At 45.5% G+C, this 20,403-nt stretch carries 14 protein-coding genes and 2 tRNA genes; 3 read left to right on the top strand and 13 right to left on the bottom strand.

Going from position 1 to position 20,403, the window contains the following annotated elements:
• Positions 1-22: 22 nt before the first annotated feature.
• Positions 23-886: a 3-deoxy-8-phosphooctulonate synthase gene (gene kdsA, locus ICN34_RS04310; RefSeq protein ID WP_216121009.1), complete on the bottom strand. Its 864-nt coding sequence runs from the start codon at positions 884-886 to the stop codon at positions 23-25.
• A 9-nt stretch (positions 887-895) separates the two neighbouring features.
• Positions 896-2,557, bottom strand: a complete 1,662-nt coding sequence (locus tag ICN34_RS04305) for a CTP synthase (RefSeq protein WP_216121008.1) — start codon at positions 2,555-2,557, stop codon at positions 896-898.
• Positions 2,558-2,668: 111 nt separating this feature from the next.
• On the opposite strand from ICN34_RS04305, the gene ICN34_RS04300 reads away from it, so the two are divergent.
• Complete coding sequence (locus ICN34_RS04300) at positions 2,669-2,857, top strand: superinfection immunity protein (protein ID WP_215356781.1); 189 nt, start codon at positions 2,669-2,671, stop codon at positions 2,855-2,857.
• Positions 2,858-3,032: 175 nt separating this feature from the next.
• Positions 3,033-5,618 (top strand): bifunctional aconitate hydratase 2/2-methylisocitrate dehydratase, encoded by a 2,586-nt coding sequence (locus ICN34_RS04295; RefSeq protein ID WP_216121007.1) that lies wholly within the window; start codon positions 3,033-3,035, stop codon positions 5,616-5,618.
• Between the two features lie 82 nt (positions 5,619-5,700).
• On the opposite strand, the gene ICN34_RS04290 is transcribed toward ICN34_RS04295, so the two are convergent.
• From ICN34_RS04290 to ICN34_RS04280, 3 genes are read right to left on the bottom strand one after another with little or no spacing between them, the layout of a single operon-like run.
• Positions 5,701-6,531 carry a spermidine synthase gene (locus ICN34_RS04290; protein WP_255538571.1) on the bottom strand — a complete coding sequence of 277 codons (831 nt, stop codon included), beginning with the start codon at positions 6,529-6,531 and terminating at the stop codon, positions 5,701-5,703.
• The gene (gene purL / locus ICN34_RS04285) at positions 6,476-10,513 is read right to left on the bottom strand and encodes a phosphoribosylformylglycinamidine synthase (protein ID WP_216121005.1); all 4,038 of its coding nucleotides are present in this window, start codon (positions 10,511-10,513) and stop codon (positions 6,476-6,478) included. The genes ICN34_RS04290 and purL overlap by 56 nt, the downstream gene beginning before the upstream one ends.
• A gap of 21 nt (positions 10,514-10,534) precedes the next feature.
• Positions 10,535-11,209, bottom strand: a complete 675-nt coding sequence (locus ICN34_RS04280) for an ABC transporter ATP-binding protein (RefSeq protein WP_216121003.1) — start codon at positions 11,207-11,209, stop codon at positions 10,535-10,537.
• A gap of 2 nt (positions 11,210-11,211) precedes the next feature.
• Between ICN34_RS04280 and ICN34_RS04275 the strand changes: the two genes are divergently transcribed.
• Positions 11,212-11,877, top strand: a complete 666-nt coding sequence (locus ICN34_RS04275) for an arylesterase (protein ID WP_216121000.1) — start codon at positions 11,212-11,214, stop codon at positions 11,875-11,877.
• A gap of 22 nt (positions 11,878-11,899) precedes the next feature.
• Here the strand turns inward: ICN34_RS04275 and ICN34_RS04270 are convergent, their stop codons facing one another.
• The 8 genes from ICN34_RS04270 to ispF all read right to left on the bottom strand — a co-directional run bounded on the left by ICN34_RS04270 (position 11,900) and on the right by ispF (position 20,399).
• Positions 11,900-13,363: a peptidylprolyl isomerase gene (locus ICN34_RS04270; RefSeq protein ID WP_216120998.1), complete on the bottom strand. Its 1,464-nt coding sequence runs from the start codon at positions 13,361-13,363 to the stop codon at positions 11,900-11,902.
• Between the two features lie 108 nt (positions 13,364-13,471).
• Positions 13,472-13,547: transfer RNA gene (locus ICN34_RS04265), tRNA-Val, on the bottom strand.
• 106 nt (positions 13,548-13,653) lie between these two features.
• Positions 13,654-16,086: an endopeptidase La gene (gene lon / locus ICN34_RS04260; protein ID WP_216120996.1), complete on the bottom strand. Its 2,433-nt coding sequence runs from the start codon at positions 16,084-16,086 to the stop codon at positions 13,654-13,656.
• A 189-nt stretch (positions 16,087-16,275) separates the two neighbouring features.
• Complete coding sequence (gene clpX, locus ICN34_RS04255) at positions 16,276-17,637, bottom strand: ATP-dependent Clp protease ATP-binding subunit ClpX (RefSeq protein ID WP_216120994.1); 1,362 nt, start codon at positions 17,635-17,637, stop codon at positions 16,276-16,278.
• A 28-nt stretch (positions 17,638-17,665) separates the two neighbouring features.
• Positions 17,666-18,295: an ATP-dependent Clp endopeptidase proteolytic subunit ClpP gene (gene clpP, locus ICN34_RS04250; protein WP_216120992.1), complete on the bottom strand. Its 630-nt coding sequence runs from the start codon at positions 18,293-18,295 to the stop codon at positions 17,666-17,668.
• Positions 18,296-18,337: 42 nt separating this feature from the next.
• The gene (tig, locus tag ICN34_RS04245) at positions 18,338-19,675 is read right to left on the bottom strand and encodes a trigger factor (protein WP_216120990.1); all 1,338 of its coding nucleotides are present in this window, start codon (positions 19,673-19,675) and stop codon (positions 18,338-18,340) included.
• Between the two features lie 56 nt (positions 19,676-19,731).
• Positions 19,732-19,818: transfer RNA gene (locus ICN34_RS04240), tRNA-Leu, on the bottom strand.
• Between the two features lie 77 nt (positions 19,819-19,895).
• Positions 19,896-20,399, bottom strand: a complete 504-nt coding sequence (gene ispF, locus ICN34_RS04235; protein ID WP_072582403.1) for a 2-C-methyl-D-erythritol 2,4-cyclodiphosphate synthase — start codon at positions 20,397-20,399, stop codon at positions 19,896-19,898.
• Positions 20,400-20,403 lie beyond the last annotated feature (4 nt).

Raw genomic sequence — 20,403 nt, 5'->3', positions numbered from 1 at the left:
ATATGAAATGGGTTTTAATAACTTACTTAAAGCTGTCTTCTAAAAAACTTCCAGATGATTTAACGACTCCATCGATCGCTACCAAGGACTCAAGTAGCTCTTTCATGCGATCCAAAGGAACAGCATTCGGTCCATCGGACAATGCTTTTGCTGGATCAGGATGGGTTTCCATAAATAGGCCGCTAATGCCGACTGCTACAGCAGCACGCGCCAAAACGGGTACGAATTCACGTTGACCGCCGCTAGAGTTGCCTTGACCTCCAGGCAATTGAACTGAATGAGTAGCATCAAATACTACTGGCGCATTAGATTCTCGCAGTATTGCCAAGCTACGCATATCTGAAACCAGGTTGTTGTAGCCAAAGGAGGCGCCACGTTCGCAAACCATAAATTGATCTGGAAGATTTTTTTCAGCAGCAGCTACTCGAGCCTTCTCAATAACATTCAGCATCTCGTGCGGCGAAAGAAACTGACCCTTTTTAAAATTCACCGGCTTGCCACTTTGAGCGCAGGCACGAATAAAGTCGGTTTGTCTGCATAAAAAAGCCGGAGTCTGCAATACATCTACAACGCTAGCTACGGCAGCAATTTCACTGATGTCATGAACATCCGTAAGCACCGGAACGTTAACTTGCTTTTTAACCTTAGCCAAAATCTCTAAGCCCTTATCCATACCTAAACCACGGAAAGACGTTCCTGATGAACGATTGGCCTTATCAAACGATGACTTGTAGATAAAGGGGATCTTTAGAGCAGAAGTAATTTCTTTCAATTGACCTGCAATATCAATAGCTGATTGCTCTGACTCAATGACACAGGGACCAGCAATTAAAAAGAAACGTTGATTTAGACCAACGTCAAAGCCACACAACTTAAATGCGCTCATATTCTTCCTTTATGCAGCCTGCTTTTCAGCGGCTGTTTGGTGCTCAAGTGCAGCGCTAATAAAGGCTGAGAACAAAGGGTGTCCATCCCGTGGTGTTGAAGTAAATTCAGGGTGAAACTGCACACCGAAGAACCAAGGATGCATAGAGGTTGGTAATTCCATCATCTCTGGCAACTCTTCATGAGGGGTTCTAGCTGAAATAATCAAACCAGATTTCTCCAACTGAGGTACGTAGGTATTGTTTACTTCATAACGATGACGATGACGCTCATTTACCTCAGGACCGTAAATGCGATGGGCTAAGGTTCCAGCTTTAACTGGACAGCGTTGCGACCCTAGACGCATAGTGCCGCCCAAATCAGAGTCGTTAGTGCGTTTCTCTACTCGCCCTTCTCTGTCCAACCATTCGGTTATCAGAGCAACAACGGGCTGCTCTGATAGAGGATCAAATTCGGTGCTATTTGCTTTTGTGAGGTTCGCTACATGGCGTGCAAATTCAATTACGGCCAATTGCATACCCAAGCAAATACCTAAATAAGGAACATTGTTTTCACGTGCATAGCGAATGGCAGCAATTTTGCCTTCAGTGCCACGTTTACCAAAGCCACCGGGAACCAGGATAGCGTCGAGATTTTGTAGACATCCGATACCATCTTTTTCAATGACTTCGGAATCAATGTAATTAATATTGACGCGGGTATGCGTATGAATACCGGCGTGACGCAAAGCTTCAATCAGTGATTTGTATGACTCCGTTAGCTCCACATACTTGCCAACCATACCAATGGTCACTTCGTGTTGTGGGTTTGCCATTTCATAAACTAGATTAGCCCAAACAGAAAGATCTGCTGGCTTGGCTTTGAGATCTAGTTGACGGCAAATTAAATCATCCATGCCTTGGGCTTGGAGCATTTCAGGAATCTTATAAATTGTGTCTACATCCCAAACTGAAATCACCGCTTCTTCACGAACATTTGAGAACAAAGATATCTTTGCACGCTCATCTTCAGGAATTGGTCGGTCAGCACGACAGAGCAATACTGTCGGCATGATGCCAATTTCACGAAGCTTCTGAACAGAGTGTTGCGTTGGTTTAGTTTTTAACTCACCGGCGCTATGGATATAAGGGACGAGAGTCAAATGAACAAAAGCGCAATCATGCAAAGGTAGTCGCAAGCTCATCTGTCTTGCAGCCTCTAAGAACGGTAGTGATTCGATATCACCAACGGTACCGCCGATTTCGCAAATAGCAACATCTGCTTTGCCATCATGACTAGCTTTAGCGCCGCGCTCTACAAAAGCTTGGATTTCATTTGTAATGTGCGGAATAACTTGGACTGTTTTTCCAAGATATTCACCGCGACGCTCTTTGCTGATAACTGACTCATAAATCTGGCCAGTGGTGAAGTTATTACTTTTGCGCATCTTTGCAGAAACAAAGCGCTCATAGTGACCCAAGTCTAAATCGGTCTCAGCACCATCTTCGGTTACAAAAACCTCTCCGTGCTGCAGTGGGCTCATAGTGCCCGGGTCAACGTTGATATAAGGGTCTAATTTTAGGAGGGTGACTTTCAGGCCGCGGGATTCAAGAATCGCGGCAAGCGAGGCAGCTGCGATTCCTTTCCCTAAAGAAGAAACCACACCACCAGTGACAAAAACGTATTTGGTCATCGCTTAAGCTCTGTTGGAAAAAGTAATTATAACGATAGCCATCAGGGGCGGGAGAATTTCAAAATCGTTAATATAGGATCTTATCCACCCAAATCTAATGATTTAATACCTATGCGCCTTTTATTTGCGATATTAATCACTATTCTTTCCCTCTTTTATTTCCTCCCTTTTGCTATTGCATTTCACAAAAAAAGGGCAAATACAGGGGCTATTTTTGCCTTAAACCTATTTTTAGGATGGTCCCTGATTGGCTGGGTAGTGGCACTGGTTTGGGCCCTCAAAGAAGAGCAAGTTGTGTAATTGACCCATTTTTCAGGTCATGGGTCTAAATAAAGCCCTAATTTCGGTTAATTTGCCGATTTTTTAGGGTTTAAACTCTTATATAAGACTTGATTTAGCAACTATAATTTGGCAAAACGGGAGAGAATTCCCTTTTGGCCTTTCTATTGATCACCTTTACCTCATAGGAAACATAATGTTAGAAGCCTATAACGCCCTCGCCGCTGAACGCGCAGCCCTCGGTATTCCAGCCCTACCCTTAACCAAGGATCAAACCTCTGAACTGGTGAAGTTGCTGAAAAACCCACCTGCTGGTAAGGAAGCTGAGCTACTTGAATTAATCACCAACCGCGTTCCTGCTGGTGTTGACGATGCAGCTAAAGTTAAAGCTGAGTTCTTAGATGCTGTTGCCAAAGGTACAGAAAAATCCCCAATAATTTCCCGCGTACGTGCTACTGAACTTTTGGGCACGATGCTAGGTGGTTACAACATCAAACCTTTAGTAGAGCTTTTATCTGACTCTGAGTGTGGTGTTGCTGCTGCCGAAGCGCTCAAGAAAACACTCTTGATGTTTGATTATTTCAACGACGTTCAAGAACTTGCTGAAAAAGGCAATGCGAATGCTAAAGCAGTAATGCAAAGCTGGGCCAATGCGGACTGGTTTACTAGCCGCCCTGCAGTTCCAGAAAGCATGAAGTTAACTGTTTTCAAGGTAACAGGTGAAACCAATACCGACGACCTTTCTCCTGCGCCTGATGCATGGAGCCGCCCTGATATTCCGCTGCATGCAACCATCATGCTCAAGAACCCCCGTCCTGGCATTGAGCCAGATGAGAGTGGTGTTCGTGGTCCGATGAAGCAAATCGCTGCTCTCCAGAAAAAAGGTAATCAAATTGCTTATGTTGGGGACGTGGTTGGCACAGGCTCTTCACGCAAATCTGCAACAAACTCTGTTCTTTGGTGGACAGGTCAAGATATTCCATTTGTACCAAACAAGCGTTTTGGTGGTGTGTGCTTAGGTACCAACATTGCCCCGATCTTCTTCAACACAATGGAAGATTCTGGAGCATTGCCAATCGAATTAGATGTTTCGCAAATGAATATGGGTGATGAGATTGAACTTCGCCCATACGAAGGAAAAGTATTTAAAAATGGTAAAGAAATCACCAGCTTTACATTGAAATCACCAGTGATTTTGGATGAAGTACGCGCCGGCGGACGAATTCCTTTGATCGTTGGTCGCGGCTTAACTGCTAAGGCACGTGCCGCTCTCGGCCTGCCTGCTTCTACTGAATTCCGCTTACCAGTAAATCCAGTTGACAATAAGAAGGGCTTTAGTTTGGCTCAAAAGATGGTTGGTCGTGCATGTGGATTGCCAGAAGGCCAAGGTGTTCGCCCTGGTACATACTGCGAACCACACATGACTACTGTTGGCTCACAAGACACAACTGGTCCAATGACGCGTGATGAATTGAAAGACTTGGCTTGCCTTGGCTTCTCTTCTGATCTCGTAATGCAATCCTTCTGCCATACCTCAGCTTATCCAAAGCCTGTAGATATTCGTACACAACATGAGTTGCCACCATTCATGACCAATCGCGGCGGTGTTGCCTTGCGCCCAGGTGATGGTGTGATCCACAGCTGGTTAAATCGCTTGCTCCTTCCTGATACCTGTGGAACTGGTGGCGATAGCCATACTCGTTTCCCAATCGGCATTTCTTTCCCTGCTGGTTCAGGTTTAGTTGCCTTTGCCGCAGCAACAGGTGTAATGCCATTGGATATGCCTGAGTCTGTATTGGTCCGCTTTAAAGGCAAGATGCAACCTGGCATCACCTTACGTGACCTAGTAAATGCCATCCCTTTATATGCAATCAAAAAAGGTTTGTTGACCGTTGAGAAACAAGGCAAGAAGAATATTTTCTCTGGCCGTATTCTTGAAATTGAAGGCCTACCTGACCTAAAAGTTGAGCAAGCCTTTGAATTGTCTGATGCTTCTGCTGAACGTTCTGCTGGTGGTTGTACAGTTCACTTGAACAAAGAGCCAATCATCGAATACATGACATCAAATATCACCTTGATGAAGTGGATGATTGCTAATGGTTATGAAGATAAACGTACTCTCGGTCGCCGTATCAAAGCCATGGAAGCTTGGATTGCTAATCCACAACTCCTCAAAGCTGATGCGGATGCTGACTATGCAGAGATCATCGAAATCAATATCGATGAAATCAAAGAGCCTATCCTTGCATGCCCTAACGATCCGGATGATGTGAAAGTATTGTCTGAAGTAGCTGGCGATAAGATTGATGAGGTATTTATTGGCTCATGCATGACCAATATTGGCCACTTCCGCGCAGCTGGTCAGGTGCTACAAGGCAAGAAAGATATGCCAACCCGTTTATGGGTAGCGCCGCCAACCAAGATGGATGCCATGGTCTTGATGGAAGAAGGCTACTACGGCATGTTAGGCGCAGCTGGTGCCCGTATGGAAAGCCCAGGCTGCTCACTTTGCATGGGTAATCAAGCACAGATCCGCAAGGGCTCAACAGCTGTATCGACTTCTACTCGTAACTTCCCTAACCGCCTGGGTATCGACACTCGCGTGTATTTGGCTTCTGCTGAATTGGCTTCTGTTGCCGCCCTCTTGGGTCGCCTACCTACACCTGCTGAGTATTTAGAGCAAGTGAAGGCACTCGATGCTAAAGCTGGTGATGTCTATAAATACATGAGTTTTGATAAGCTCAAGTCATTTAGCGATGTTGCAGATACTGTGACTGTGTAATACGCAATACGCTCAACCTAGCAATAGGTTGAACAGCAAAAAAGGCGATCAAACGATCGCCTTTTTCTTTTGCTTCGAAGTATTAGATCGAGAGCTTATTTTCTTGTCGGACATTCTCCCGACTAATGCCTGAGACCCATTTATTGGTAGGAAGCCCGGTTTTTTCAAGAATCAGTTTTGCTCGTTTTGAGACATCCTTCCATTCCGCCTCGAGCTTAGGCCCTTTGAATCCAATCGCCACGACGTTGCAATCATGAGACTCTGGAAATAAGAGCACTCTATTATTAAAGGCTTCGCAGATATTCTTAAGGTTTATATCAAAGCTTTTGTGTCGCGAGAATAAATTCACCGTCATGACACCAGGCCCTCTAAGAATATCGTAGCAACCTTTATAGAAATCCAAAGAGCTTGCTGCAGGGCCATCGCAAATCGCATCATACAAATCAACCTGAACAGCATCAAAGTAGTCTTGATACTTTTTATTCTTGACGAATAGTTTTGCATCAGCTTGTAGAGTTTCTAAGCGGCGATCATCGTCAGGTGTAAAAAACATTGATCTTGCAGAAATGATTACAGCGGGATTGAACTCTACTACGGTAGTTTTCACAGCTGGGCAATATCGATGTTGAAATTTAGTTAATGCACCAGTGCCTAAACCTAGCTGGGCTATCCGCATGCCAGGCTTAGTCTCTAAAAACAAAAGCCAGGCCATCATTTGCTGGTTGTACTCTAAATAAATCTCGTCAGGATCACGAATATGCATCGCACCCTGAATGGAGTCGGTGCCAAAGTGGAGATAACGAACGCCGCCACTTTCAGAAAAAGTGACCGGCTCCATTAATCCGTCAGCAGACAACTTAATTCGCCCAACGACGGGCATTGCGGAATAAGCGTAGCCAAGGGCTAGCCCCATCAGGGGTATCCAACCATTCAGGCGGACACCAGCTCATCTGTACAGCCCTAAATACACGTTCTGGATGTGGCATCATGACCATAAAGCGGCCATCAGGTGTCGTCACACCAGTCAACCCATTAGGAGAGCCGTTTGGATTCATGGGATAGGTTTCTGTTGGGTTACCTTGATGATCCACAAAGCGGAATGAGGCCAAGCCTTGCTTTTGAATCTGCTCTAAGCTGCCCTGTTGACTGAAATTGGCAAATCCTTCACCGTGAGCGATGGCAATGGGTATCTGACTGCCTTCCATGCCTTGGGTGAATATTGAAGGTGAAGCCATTACTTCAGCCATCACTAAGCGCGCTTCATATTGCTCTGATTGATTGCGTGTAAATTTAGGCCATGCTTCTGCACCCGGAATAATTCCTGAGAGATTGCTCATCATTTGGCAGCCGTTACAAACACCTAACGCAAAGCTGTCTTGACGCTCAAAGAACTTAGAAAACTGATCACGAAGCTGTTGATTAAACAGAATTGTTTTTGCCCAGCCTTCTCCAGCTCCCAATACATCTCCGTAACTAAAGCCACCACAAGCAATAAGCCCTCTAAAGTCTTCTAATTTAGCCTTGCCACTGAGCAAATCTGACATATGAACGTCATAGCTCTCAAATCCAGCCCAATTAACGGAATAAGCCATTTCCACATGAGAATTAACACCCTGCTCTCGCAAAATGGCCACTTTGGGGCGCGCATTCTTAGCGATAAAGGGCGCTGCAATATCTTCAGAAGGATTGAATGTGAGTTTAGGATTCATGCCCGCATCGGCAACATTGTCCAAGAGCAAGAATTCACTATCAGCACAGGTGGGATTGTCACGTAAACGCGCTATTTGATAGCTAGTGTTAGTCCAGATCTTTTGTAGTACTTCGCGGGGTTCGGCAAAGATATTTTTTGCATCACGCCAAATTTCAATACGGCCGTTGGTATTGGGTTTGCCGATCACATGGCTGTGAGCGCTTAAGCCTAACCTTCTCAATACAGCAAACACTGCATCACGATCTTCTTTGCGAACTTGAATTACCGCGCCTAACTCTTCATTAAATAACGCGCGCATGGTTTGCTCATGGCGACGACCAGATACCTGTTGAGCCCAATTCTTGGCGTCACCATAATCAGGCTCTTGTCCAGCATCCCTAGCGATCATATCTACGTTAAGCGAGATGCCGCAGTGGGAGGCAAAAGCCATTTCAGCAACAGAGGCAAATAACCCACCATCAGAACGGTCGTGATAGGCCAAAAGCTTATTCTCTTTACGCAGCTCAATAATGGCGGCAGCCAAAGACTTCAAATCTTCTGGGTGATCAATATCAGGCGCTGATTTTCCGGACTGATCAAGCACTTGAGCCAAGATACTTCCCGCCATACGATTCTTACCACGCCCTAAATCGATCAAGATCAGCTCAGTCTCTTGTGGAGATCCGTCTTTACCCTTCAACTGCAGAAGAGGTGTCAATGTTTTACGGGCATCTAGCACAGATGCAAAAGCAGAGATGATTAAAGATACGGGTGCGACTACTTTCTTGGCTTCATCACCATCTTGCCATGCGGTAGACATAGATAAAGAATCCTTGCCAACTGGAATCGATATTCCAAGCGCAGGACACAGTTCCATGCCAATCGCTTTAACGGAGTCATAGAGCTTGGCATCCTCACCAGGAGAACCGCATGCCGCCATCCAGTTTGCAGAAAGTTTTACGCTTTCGAGGCTGGCAATATCTGCAGCCAAGAGGTTGGTAATCGCCTCACCCACTGCCATGCGCGCAGCCGCTGCTGCGTCTATAACCGCTAATGGAGTTCTTTCACCCATAGACATTGCTTCACCACGATAACCCTTGTAATCCATCAGAGTAACGGCGCAATCAGCTACAGGAACTTGCCATGGACCAACAAACTGGTCTCTCGCATTTAGACCGCCAACAGTTCGGTCACCAATCGTAATTAAGAATGATTTGCTTGCTACAGTAGGTTGTTGCAAGACCCAGGCTATTGATTGTGCAAGATCGGCATCAGTTACATCTAATTCTTTGAACTCCTGGGCAACTCTTGTAACGTTGCGATGCATCTTTGGAGGCTTACCAAGCAAAACTTCCATTGGCATATCAATTGGCAGCGCAGCATCATCAGATGAGGACTGCTTTGAGTCGCTTAATTTCAACTGACGTTCTGCGGTTGCTTCGCCAACTACCGCAAAAGGACAACGCTCACGTTCGCAAAATGATTTAAACAGGTCAAAATCTTTTGCATCAATAGCCAAAACATAACGTTCCTGAGATTCATTGCACCAAATCTCCGCAGGACTCATGCCACTTTCTTCGAGTGGAACGCTCCGAAGTTTAAATGAAGCCCCCAAACCAGCTCCATCTGCAAGCTCCGGGAATGCATTGGATATACCGCCCGCACCCACATCATGTATTGACACGATTGGATTGTGATCACCAAGAGCGCGGCAGGCATTAATCACCTCTTGTGCTCGACGCTCCATTTCTGGATTGCCTCGCTGCACAGAATCAAAATCAAGATCGGCAGTATTTGTCCCTGTTGCAACCGAGCTTCCTGTAGCACCGCCCATACCAATTCGCATGCCTGGGCCACCCAATTGAATCAATAAGTGCCCTGCTTGAATTGCTTTTTTTGCAGTGTGGATTGAATCAATGCTTCCAATACCGCCGGCAATCATGATGGGCTTGTGATAACCACGACGTGTGCCATCTAATGTTTGCTCAAAGACTCTAAAGTAACCACCTAAAATTGGGCGACCAAATTCATTATTGAATGCAGCGCCGCCTAGCGGCCCTTCAATCATGATTTGTAAAGGTGTAGCAATGCGCTCAGGCTTGCCATATTTCAGATTCTCCCAAGGAAGATCTGTGCCAGGAATATTTAAATTAGATACTGAGAAACCGGTAAGGCCAGCTTTAGGACGTCCGCCTATACCAGTGGCACCCTCATCACGAATTTCACCGCCCGCACCTGTAGATGCGCCAGGAAAAGGAGCGATCGCAGTCGGGTGATTATGAGTCTCCACCTTCATAAGGGTGTGGACCAAGCGCGTATCTTTTTCATAGCGTTGATCTTTACCTTGGGGAACCCAGGTTTCCGCTTCGCAGCCAACCATGACTGCAGAGTTGTCGGAATACGCAACAATCGTTCCCTCTGGTTTTAATTGGTGAGTATTGCGGATCATGGCAAATAAAGATCGCTCTTGATCATCCCCATCAATTGTCCAGCTGGAATTAAAAATCTTATGGCGACAGTGTTCACTGTTTGCTTGAGCGAACATTATTAGCTCAACGTCTGATGGGTTGCGCTTGAGTCTAGTAAAATTTTCAACTAGGTATGTAACCTCGTCATCGGACAAAGCAAGGCCTAATTCTTGATTTGCTTTATCGAGAGCAGCCCGACCTTCAGTCATTACCGGTATACGTGTTAACGGCTTGTCTTCCAGTGATTGGTATAAAGCATTAGCGGCGTCAGTTGAATCAATCACTGCTTCAGTCATTCTGTCGTGGACCGCAGCAAGCACCAATTGCTTTTGCTCTGGTGTCAGCGCTTTCTTGCTCTTCCATGAAAATTGAGCGCCACGCTCAATGCGCAATACATCTAATCCACATTGACGAGCGATATCTGTGGCCTTACTGGCCCATGGAGAAAGTGTTCCAAACCTCGGAATAACAATGGCACCTTGATTCTCGTTCTTGCTACTTCCGAACCAGGATTTTCCTGGATGTATTTTTGAATGAAATGGCTCGCCATAGGTCAACAAACTAGCCATGACTTCTTGGTCTTTGGCTTTTAGCGAAGCCTCTGACCATATGAAATGAAGGTATTGAGCTTCAATGGACTCAAGATCAACCCCTTGAGCAGCCAAAGCAGCCAAAAGTCGCTGCTGGCGGAAGGGGGAAAGCGCATCAGCGCCGGGCAAAAAGTGGAAAAAAGACATCCCTAGATTATAAGGTTTTGCCTACAGCAATCGACCGCCTTGAAGGTGTAATTGCCGCTGGCACCGATCAGCCAGGGCTTGGTCGTGGGTGACCAAAATAAGGGTGGAATGATTGGCTCGATTTAGCTCAAAAAGCAGCTCAATAACCCGATTTCCGCTAACCTCATCCAGACTGCCCGTGGGCTCGTCAGCAAATAAAATCTCTGGCTTCATGATGAAGGCCCTAGCTAGCGCTACCCGTTGCTGCTCTCCGCCAGACAAGGTCTTGGGGAAATGGTTGGCTCGCTCGCTTAAACCCACCTGTTCTAGGCAGGCCAATGCATTTTCCTTAGCCATCCCCATCCCATTTAGATCGGCCGGCAGCATGACGTTTTCAAGGGCTGTTAAATGAGGTAGCAATTGGAAGGATTGAAATACAAAGCCTACCTTTTGCCCTCGTAATTTCGCCCGCCCATCTTCGTCAAGCTGATTGAGATTTTGGGCAACCAATTCAACATGCCCACTAGAGGGGGTATCTAAGCCGGCTAAAAGACCGAGCAAAGTACTTTTCCCAGAACCCGACGCGCCAGTAATAGCAACACTTTCGCCATCAAAGACATCAAAGCTAATGTCGTGCAAAATAGTTAATGATCCATCGCTAAATAAAACTTCTTTACCTAGATGTATTGCGCTAAGGACCTTGACTGGAATACTCATAAATGAATCAATATATTTGGTTGAACTTCTTGAGTAAAAAATTGCAGGCCATATTGATGGCAAGCTCCCTATTTTGCCTGTTTATTCCCCTTAGCACACAGGCTCAGACTAATCCCGTTATTTTGGTTATGGGAGATAGTCTCTCGGCAGAGTATGGATTGACGCGCGGCACTGGGTGGGTAAAGCTCCTGGAGGACCAACTTCATAAAGAGGCTAGTCCTTGGACTGTTTTTAACGCCAGCATTAGCGGGGAAACCAGTTCTGGAGGCCTATCTAGATTACCAAAACTACTGGAACAAAGGAAACCGGGAATTGTCCTTTTAGAACTTGGAGCAAATGATGCATTACGCGGCCTATCAATCCAAGAGTCAAATAGAAATCTTCGCAAAATGATTCAATTAAGCAAAAGCTCAGGAGCAAAAGTTCTACTGTTTGGAATGCAGATTCCACCCAATTATGGACAAGACTACACCAAGCAATTTCAGGAGCTATATCCCAAGCTGGCTCGCCAGGAACAAGTTGAACTTGTGCCGTTTTTTCTAAAGAACGTTGCCTCTGACATCAATTTATTTCAAGCGGATCGCATGCATCCGAACGAAAAGGCGCAAGCCATTGTCTTTAAAAACGTATGGGGCGCTATGGCCCCATATCAAGCACTACTTAAGTAAATAAGTAATTCAGCGATACAGCTTAACTGCCCGAACCAGATGATGGCGGCTTCAGTGGGTTGATTATCTTGACCCCAGCAACATCGCGCCAATAAGCCATAAAGCCAGCAAATTCAGACTGAGCTGCCAACGCTTGGATTTGTTGCGCTTGTGCCTTGTGGACCTTGGCATCAACACCTGCGGGTTGCCTTAGCTGATCAACACGATACAGAATGGTGCCAACCCCTGGATTTTGAACAGAAACCAGCGCAGGGAATTTATCAGGATTGACGGACATCACCTCATCTAAAGCTCCACCTACTAAATTTGCAGGCTTATTCCGAGAAACCCAAATAGGACTAGCAAAGCCGGTGCCACTCTTCGGGTCTTTTTCTAATGCCGTAAAGCGATCTGCTGCAGCGCTGACGGCAAGTTTTTCAGCCATGCGTTGACTTACTTGACGCTTCACTTCAGCGGCAACATCTTTGTAAGGCAAAGTTTGAGCAGGATGGAAAACAACTACTCTTGCCGAAACAAAAACGCCTGGAGAGGTTTGTACAGCTTCAATATTGCGTTTGTTCTTAACAGCGTCATCACCAAACAAGGATTGAACTACCTTAGGATTGGCCAGCGGATGATCTTTTGCAACGCCGGATGCACCGGAGCGCGTTACGCCCTTCTGTGTTTGAATATTGAGCTTTAATTTATCTGCAGCCGGCTTAAGACTATCCGACTGGTCATAAGTCATATTGGCAAATTGATCTGCTTTATCGCTAAATACTTTCGCATCTTCTTTTGGATCGGCTTTGAGAACGATGTACTCGACATCCACATACTCCGGACTCTCAAATAGCTTCGTATTGGCGGTATAGAAGGCCTGGAGGTCTTCTTGGGAAGGATTTACCTTGTTTAAATAATCTTTTGCATCAAAGGATAGAGCCTGAACTTGACGCTCAGTCTCATACAGGGTTGAAACAATTTCAGATAATTTTGGACTGGCGATTTCCGTACGGGCTACAGAGTTCACCAATTGGCTGATTTTTAAATCAAAAGCCTGGCTCGCATAAAACTGCTCTTCATTTAAGCCATTGCTAGCCAAGAGCTGTTTGAAGCGCGCATCATCAAAACTTCCATCTTGCTTATATAGCGCGCGAATTTGCGGAATATTTTGCAAGCTCTTAACAAGGGCTTCTTTCCCAACTTGTAAACGCAAATTGCTGACTGCAAAACCAAGGATGCGTTGTTGCAGTAACTCATTCAAAATTGCTTGTCTAAATTGAAGGCTTTGAGCAATCTGCGCATTTCCACCGACGCGCTCTGCTTGACGTTTCGCAGCAGAATCCACCTCTTGAGCGGTAATAGGTTTGCCGTTAACTTTGATAATGTCAGTCTCTTTGTCCAGGAAGCTGGAATAGCTAGAAATTCCAAAGAACGCAAAGGATGGAACAATCAAAAGCATTAAAACAAACTGAAGAATTCGCTGGTGCTTACGGACGGTATCAAACATGTAAAAGTTCGCTAGTAAAAAAGATGAATACCACGAGTGTACTAGGCGCTGGGCTGATGGGTATTGAAATGCCTGAGTAGGCTAAGAAAAAGAAAAGAGGTAATAGTTTGGTGGGCGCTGAGAGGCTCGAACTCCCGACATTCTGCGTGTAAGGCAGACGCTCTACCAACTGAGCTAAGCGCCCCAAATTATTACAGCTGAGATTGTAACCTAAGCGTGGGTTTTGGGTGGATTTTTCGCTAAACCGACCTCTAACCACGAGGAGAATTTAACGAAAAATCGCCCTATTTTCAGTGCTTAAGAACGTCTGAGGCCGCACCCTTTTCATTTGCTTTACTAGCCTCTGAAGCCTTTTTAGCCAACTCTTCGGGCGTAGGATCTGGCAGTGCTTCAGGCATACGTTCTAAAGCCAGCTCCAACACTTTATCGATCCAGCGAACCGGAATAATCTCGATTGCATTTTTGACGTTGTCGGGAATATCAATCAGGTCCTTGACGTTCTCTTCGGGAATTAAGGCTAATTTAATGCCACCGCGATGAGCAGCCAAAAGTTTCTCTTTTAATCCGCCAATAGGCAATACTTCACCACGAAGCGTAATTTCACCTGTCATCGCAACATCTGAACGAATCGGAATCCCAGTAAAGACTGATACCAAGGCTGTCGTAATCGCAATACCGGCAGATGGGCCATCCTTTGGTGTTGCGCCATCAGGGAAGTGAATATGAATATCCTTCTTCTCAAAAGCCTCGTCCGTGATACCAAGTCGTTTAGATCTAGAGCGAACTACTGTTCTAGCAGCTTCAACGGATTCTTTCATGACATCGCCTATGGAACCAGTTCGGGTAATAACGCCCTTACCTGGCATCACAGCAGCTTCGATGGTAAGCAAATCGCCACCCACTTCAGTCCAAGCCAAGCCGGTCACCTGACCAACTTGATTTTCTTTACCAGCCAAACCAAAGTCATACATGCGTACAGATAAGAACTTCTCTAAGTTGTCCGCATTCACAACGACTGGAGCTGCTTCTTTTTTCAAGAGCAATAGTTTTACAACCTTACGACAAATCTTACTAATTTCACGCTCTAAAGAACGTACGCCAGCCTCACGCGTGTAGTAACGAATCATGTTACGAACTGCGCTATCTTCAATCTTGAGCTCGTCCTTCTTTAAGCCATTATTTTTGATTTGTTTAGGAATCAAATAATTCACAGCAATGCTGGTTTTCTCGTCCTCGGTATAACCAGCTAGGCGAATAATCTCAAGACGATCTAACAATGGGCCAGGAATATTCAAGGAGTTTGAGGTAGCCACGAACATCACATCTGATAGATCAAAATCAACTTCTACATAGTGATCTTGGAAGGTGTGATTTTGTTCTGGATCTAAAACCTCCAACAAAGCACTGGCTGGATCTCCGCGGAAATCCATACCCATCTTGTCTACTTCATCAAGAAGGAATAAAGGATTACGAACGCCCACCTTGGTGAGGCTACTCAGAATCTTGCCAGGCATCGATCCAATGTAGGTACGACGGTGACCACGAATCTCAGATTCATCACGCACACCACCTAAGGCCATGCGGACAAATTTTCGATTGGTCGCACGCGCAATAGATTGACCTAAAGAAGTTTTACCAACCCCAGGAGGACCGACTAAACAAAGAATCGGAGCCTTGACACGATCAACGCGCTGTTGAACTGCGAGGTACTCCAAAATACGCTCTTTGACCTTATCCAAACCATAGTGATCTTCGTCCAATACTTTCTCAGCATTAGTAAGGTCGTTATTGATCTTGGTTTTTTTCTTCCAAGGCAGATTTACCAGCGTATCAATAAAGTTGCGGATGACCGTTGCCTCTGCAGACATGGGCGACATCAACTTGAGCTTCTTAAGTTCTGATTCCGCCTTTTTCAATGCTTCTTTAGGCATGCGTGCAGCCTTGATGCGCTTCTCGAGCTCTTCGAGATCAGCACCCTCCTCGCCTTCGCCTAACTCTTTCTGAATCGCCTTTACCTGTTCATTGAGGTAATACTCGCGCTGACTCTTTTCCATCTGACGCTTTACACGTCCACGAATACGCTTCTCAACCTGCAGAATATCAATCTCACTCTCCAGATCAGCCAACAAGCTTTCTAGACGTTGTACAACATCCATCATTTCAAGCAAGCGTTGTTTTTGCTCTAGCTTTACAGGTAGATGCGCACAGATGGTGTCAGCCAAACGACTTGGATCATCTATGCCACCGAGAGAAGAGAGAATCTCTTGAGGTACTTTTTTATTGAGTTTTACGTATTGATCGAACTGCGCCATGATTGCGCGGCGCAAGGCTTCGGTTTCATGCGCATCAATTGCATTGATAGCGATTGGCGTTGCTTCGCAATTAAAGTAACCCAGACTATCTTCAATTTGACTAACTTCTGCGCGCTGTACACCTTCAACAAGCACCTTCACAGTGCCATCAGGCAACTTGAGCATTTGTAAAATATTGGCAATACAGCCGACCTCATAGAGATCCTCAATAACGGGCTCGTCCTTAGCGGCCGTTTTTTGGGCTACCAAAAGAACATTTTTGCCAGTTTCCATGGCAGCCTCGAGGGCTTTAATCGATTTTGGGCGACCCACAAACAACGGGATCACCATGTGAGGAAATACAACTACGTCCCGCAATGGGAGCAAAGGTAGTTGAATTGGTTCAGAGGGTAACAATAAGTGGCCAGGCATGGGGCAAATCCTCCAAAGTAATCAAACCTCAAAAGTCACCATTAGCAGCAATTTAATCAACAACCACTAAATAGAGACATTATTCATGAGTAGCATACTACCTATGTGGGTAGGCTTTAGAGAAAAACAAGGGGTAAAAAGACAAAAAAGGGGCAAAAAAGCCCCAAAAATAGCAAAAACCCTAGGAATTTAAGCTTTTTTGCTTAAATCTGTCTGCTCGGCATCCTGTTTGTAGACCAAAAGCGGTTTTCCGCCCTCAGCGATACTGCTTTCGTCGATAACCACTTTTTGGACATTCTTCAGGGATGGCAGGTCATACATGACATCCATCAATGAGCCTTCAAGGATAGATCTCAGGCCACGAGCACCAGTTTTGCGGGCGATTGCCTTCTTGGCAATAGCTGATAGAGCCTCGCGACGTACTTCGAGCTCAGAGCCCTCCATAGACAAAAGTGCCTGATATTGTTTAACTAAGGCATTTTTAGGTTCGGTCAGAATCTGAATTAAAGCCTCTTCATCCAATTGAGCCAAAGTCGCAACAACGGGCAAGCGACCAATTAACTCTGGAATCAAGCCAAACTTAATCAGATCTTCTGGCTCAACTTCAATCAAGAGGTCACTGACACCGCGGTCATCTTTACCAGGAACAGTCGCATTGAATCCAATACCTGTTTTAGCAGTACGCTGCTGAATAACTTTTTCAAGCCCATCAAATGCACCACCGCAAATAAACAAAATATTCGTTGTATCTACTTGCAAGAAATCTTGATTGGGATGCTTACGCCCACCTTGCGGCGGTACAGAAGCCATCGTGCCCTCAACCAGCTTTAACAGAGCTTGCTGAACACCTTCTCCCGATACATCGCGGGTAATAGACGGGTTGTCTGACTTGCGTGAAATCTTATCGATCTCATCAATATATACAATGCCGCGCTGCGCTTTTTCTACGTTGTAGTCGCACGCTTGTAATAATTTTTGGATGATGTTTTCAACGTCTTCGCCAACATAACCTGCCTCAGTTAAGGTGGTTGCATCAGCCATCACAAATGGCACATCTAACATGCGCGCCAAAGTCTGGGCTAATAATGTTTTACCTGAGCCAGTAGGCCCAATCAACAAAATATTACTCTTTGCAAGCTCTACACCATCAACCATTGCTTTAGCAGGGAGCTTAGATTCTTTTTTTTCTGAGCCCTCTACTGGCTTGCCATCCTTATCCAACTTCTCTTTTTTAGGCTTAGGCAAATACTGTAGGCGCTTGTAGTGGTTGTATACGGCAACTGCCAATGTTTTTTTGGCATGATCTTGACCAATAACGTATTGGTCTAAGTTTTCACGAATTTGATGTGGTGTTGGCAAAGAATCATCACCCTCTTCCTTGGGAAGCTTGGCAATTTCTTCTTGAATAATGTCTGTGCAAAGATCAATGCACTCATCGCAAATAAAAACAGATGGGCCAGCAATGAGTTTTTTAACTTCATGCTGGCTCTTGCCGCAAAAGGAGCAATACAGAACTTTGTCTGCTGAATTCGTAGTGTTGGTATCGCTCAAAATAGGCTCTGTATATATCTATGAAGGGTTAAGGACGCTTCTCGATAACTTTGTCGATCAAGCCATAATCACGAGCTTGCTCTGCAGACATAAAGTTGTCGCGATCAGTATCCTTGGCAATCGTATCGATTGATTGACCAGTACGGTCGGCCAAAATCTTGTTCAAGCGCTCACGCAAATACAAAATCTCACGAGCTTGAATCTCAATGTCAGAGGCTTGGCCACGTGCACCACCTAAGGGCTGATGAATCATGACGCGTGAGTTTGGCAAAGCATAGCGCTTACCTTTTTCACCAGCACACAATAAGAATGCACCCATACTTGCAGCCATGCCCATGCACAATGTGCTGACATGCGGCTTGATGAATTGCATTGTGTCGTAGATAGCCAATCCTGCAGAAACTGAACCGCCTGGAGAGTTGATATATAGAGAAATTTCTTTATCTGGATTTTCACTCTCAAGGAACAGCAATTGCGCGATTACCAAATTAGCAGTTTGGTCGTTTACTTCACCAACCAAAAAGACTACGCGCTCACGCAATAATCTGGAGTAGATATCGTAAGCACGCTCACCCCTACCAGAGGTTTCAATCACCATTGGAACCAAGCCCAAGCCTTTTGGTTCTAGATTTTCAGACTGAGAATGGTTATGGATCATTTCGAAACCTCTTGTGGGTAAATGGATGACTTAGTAGTTAACTTAGTTTAGCTTGCTGAGTTCTTCGAAGGTAACTGCTTTATCAATTACCTTGGCTTGGGATGTGAAATACTTAATCACGTTATCTTCAAGCACGAGGTTTTCAATATCCTTCAAGCGACTCGGATTGCTGTAGAACCAACGCACCACTTCTTTTGGATCTTCGTATGTAGCAGCTTGCTCGTCAATTTCGGCTTTAATTTGGTCTGCGGTAGCAGCCAAGTTTTGCTTTTTAACCAACTCGCTCAGGATCAAGCCAAGACGAACACGCTTGGTAGCTTGCTCAGCGAAAATTTCAGCGGGGATTGGGGCATCTTTAGCATTCGGAACACCGCGCTGCATTAAATCTTGACGAGCGCCTTCAACTAAGCGCTCTTGCTCGGAGGCAACTAAAGACTTAGGAACATCGAGTTCGCACAAGCTATTGAGCTTGTCCATTACTTCATTCTTGAGTAAAGAAGTAATGCGACGCTTCACTTCGCGATCTAAATTTTCTTTTACTTCAGAACGCATTTTCGCAACGCCGCCTTCAGTAACACCTAAAGACAATGCAAATGCATCATCAACAGCTGGTAGATGCGGCCAATTGACTGACTTCACAGTAATAGTGAACTCTGCTGTTTTGCCTGCAACGTCTTTGCCATGGTAATCAGCAGGGAAACTTAATGGGAAAGATTTGCTCTCGCCTGCTTTAAGGCCCAATGTTGCAGCTTCGAACTCAGGCAGCATGCGCCCTTCGCCCAGTACGTATTCAAAGTTTTCTGCTTTACCACCAGCAAACTCAACGCCATCAATCTTGCCAACAAAATCAATCACCACTTGGTCACCGCTTTGTGCAGCAACATTAGAGCCGCCGTCGCCATGGGCACCAGCTTCACCGCGTGGGTGGTAATGAACCTGCTGCTTACGCAGCACATCTAAGGCGCGGTCAATTTCTGCCTCGCCAATATCGGTTGTGTGTTTGGTAACTTCTGCCTTGCTAAAGTCGCCAATTTTTACTTCTGGCAAAACTTCAAAGAAAGCATCAAAAACAATCTTGTCAGCATCAATTTCATTCTTTGGCTCAAGGCGTGGTTGACCAGCTAAAGCAATACCTTCTTTTTGAGCTTGGTCATAAAAGAGTTCAGCAGCTTTATCAAATTGGAGCTCGAAATCCACTTGCATGCCATGTTGTTTTTCAACGAGGTTCTTTGGTACCTTGCCTGGGCGGAAGCCAGCCATTTTCATGGTCTTACCAACTTTAGCCAAACGGGCTTCACGCGCTTTTGCCAAATCGGCACGAGCGAATTCCAAAGTCATTTTGCGGTCTAGTGAACCTAAATTTTCTATCTGCACAGCCATTCTCGTCTCTTAATTTAAATCTGGAAATGTGAAGTCCAAGCCAAGTAGCAATCTTGTGGTGCGAGGAGGGGGACTCGAACCCCCACACCATTTCTGGCGTCAGGACCTAAACCTGGTGCGTCTACCAATTTCGCCATCCTCGCGATATCCGCAAACTGCCAAGCCTAGACTTCACTCTAAAGACCATAATTCTACAATGCCTAGGGTTTTAGAGGATCTTTTAGGCCTTGTAGAGCAAAGCAACGGCATGGACGGCAATGCCCTCGCCTCTGCCTAAATGGCCCAGGGATTCATTTGTCTTAGCCTTAAGATTGACGTGACTGGGGGTCACAGCCAAATCTGAAGCAATATTGCGGACCATTTCTGGCAAAAAATCCGCCAATTTCGGCTTTTGGCAAATAATAGTGGCATCAACGTTTCCAATCTGAAATCCCGCTGCCTGGATCTTTTGCAAGGCCGCTCTAAGCAAGATTCGACTGTCCATATCCTTAAATTGAGGATCTGTATCCGGAAATAACTGCCCAATATCATTTAAACCTGCAGCGCCCAATAATGCATCTGTTAAGGCGTGCAATAAGGCATCTGCATCCGAGTGACCCAATAAACCCTTTTCAAAGGGCACATGAACTCCACCCAGAATCAATTTTCGGTCCGCTACCAATGCATGTACGTCGTAACCTTGGCCAATACGAAATTGCGGAATATGGGGATTGCTTTGAGTCATATTG

The organism is Polynucleobacter sp. Tro8-14-1 (assembly GCF_018881655.1).
GTDB lineage: Bacteria > Pseudomonadota > Gammaproteobacteria > Burkholderiales > Burkholderiaceae > Polynucleobacter.
This window is presented reverse-complemented; position numbering and strand designations above follow the sequence as displayed.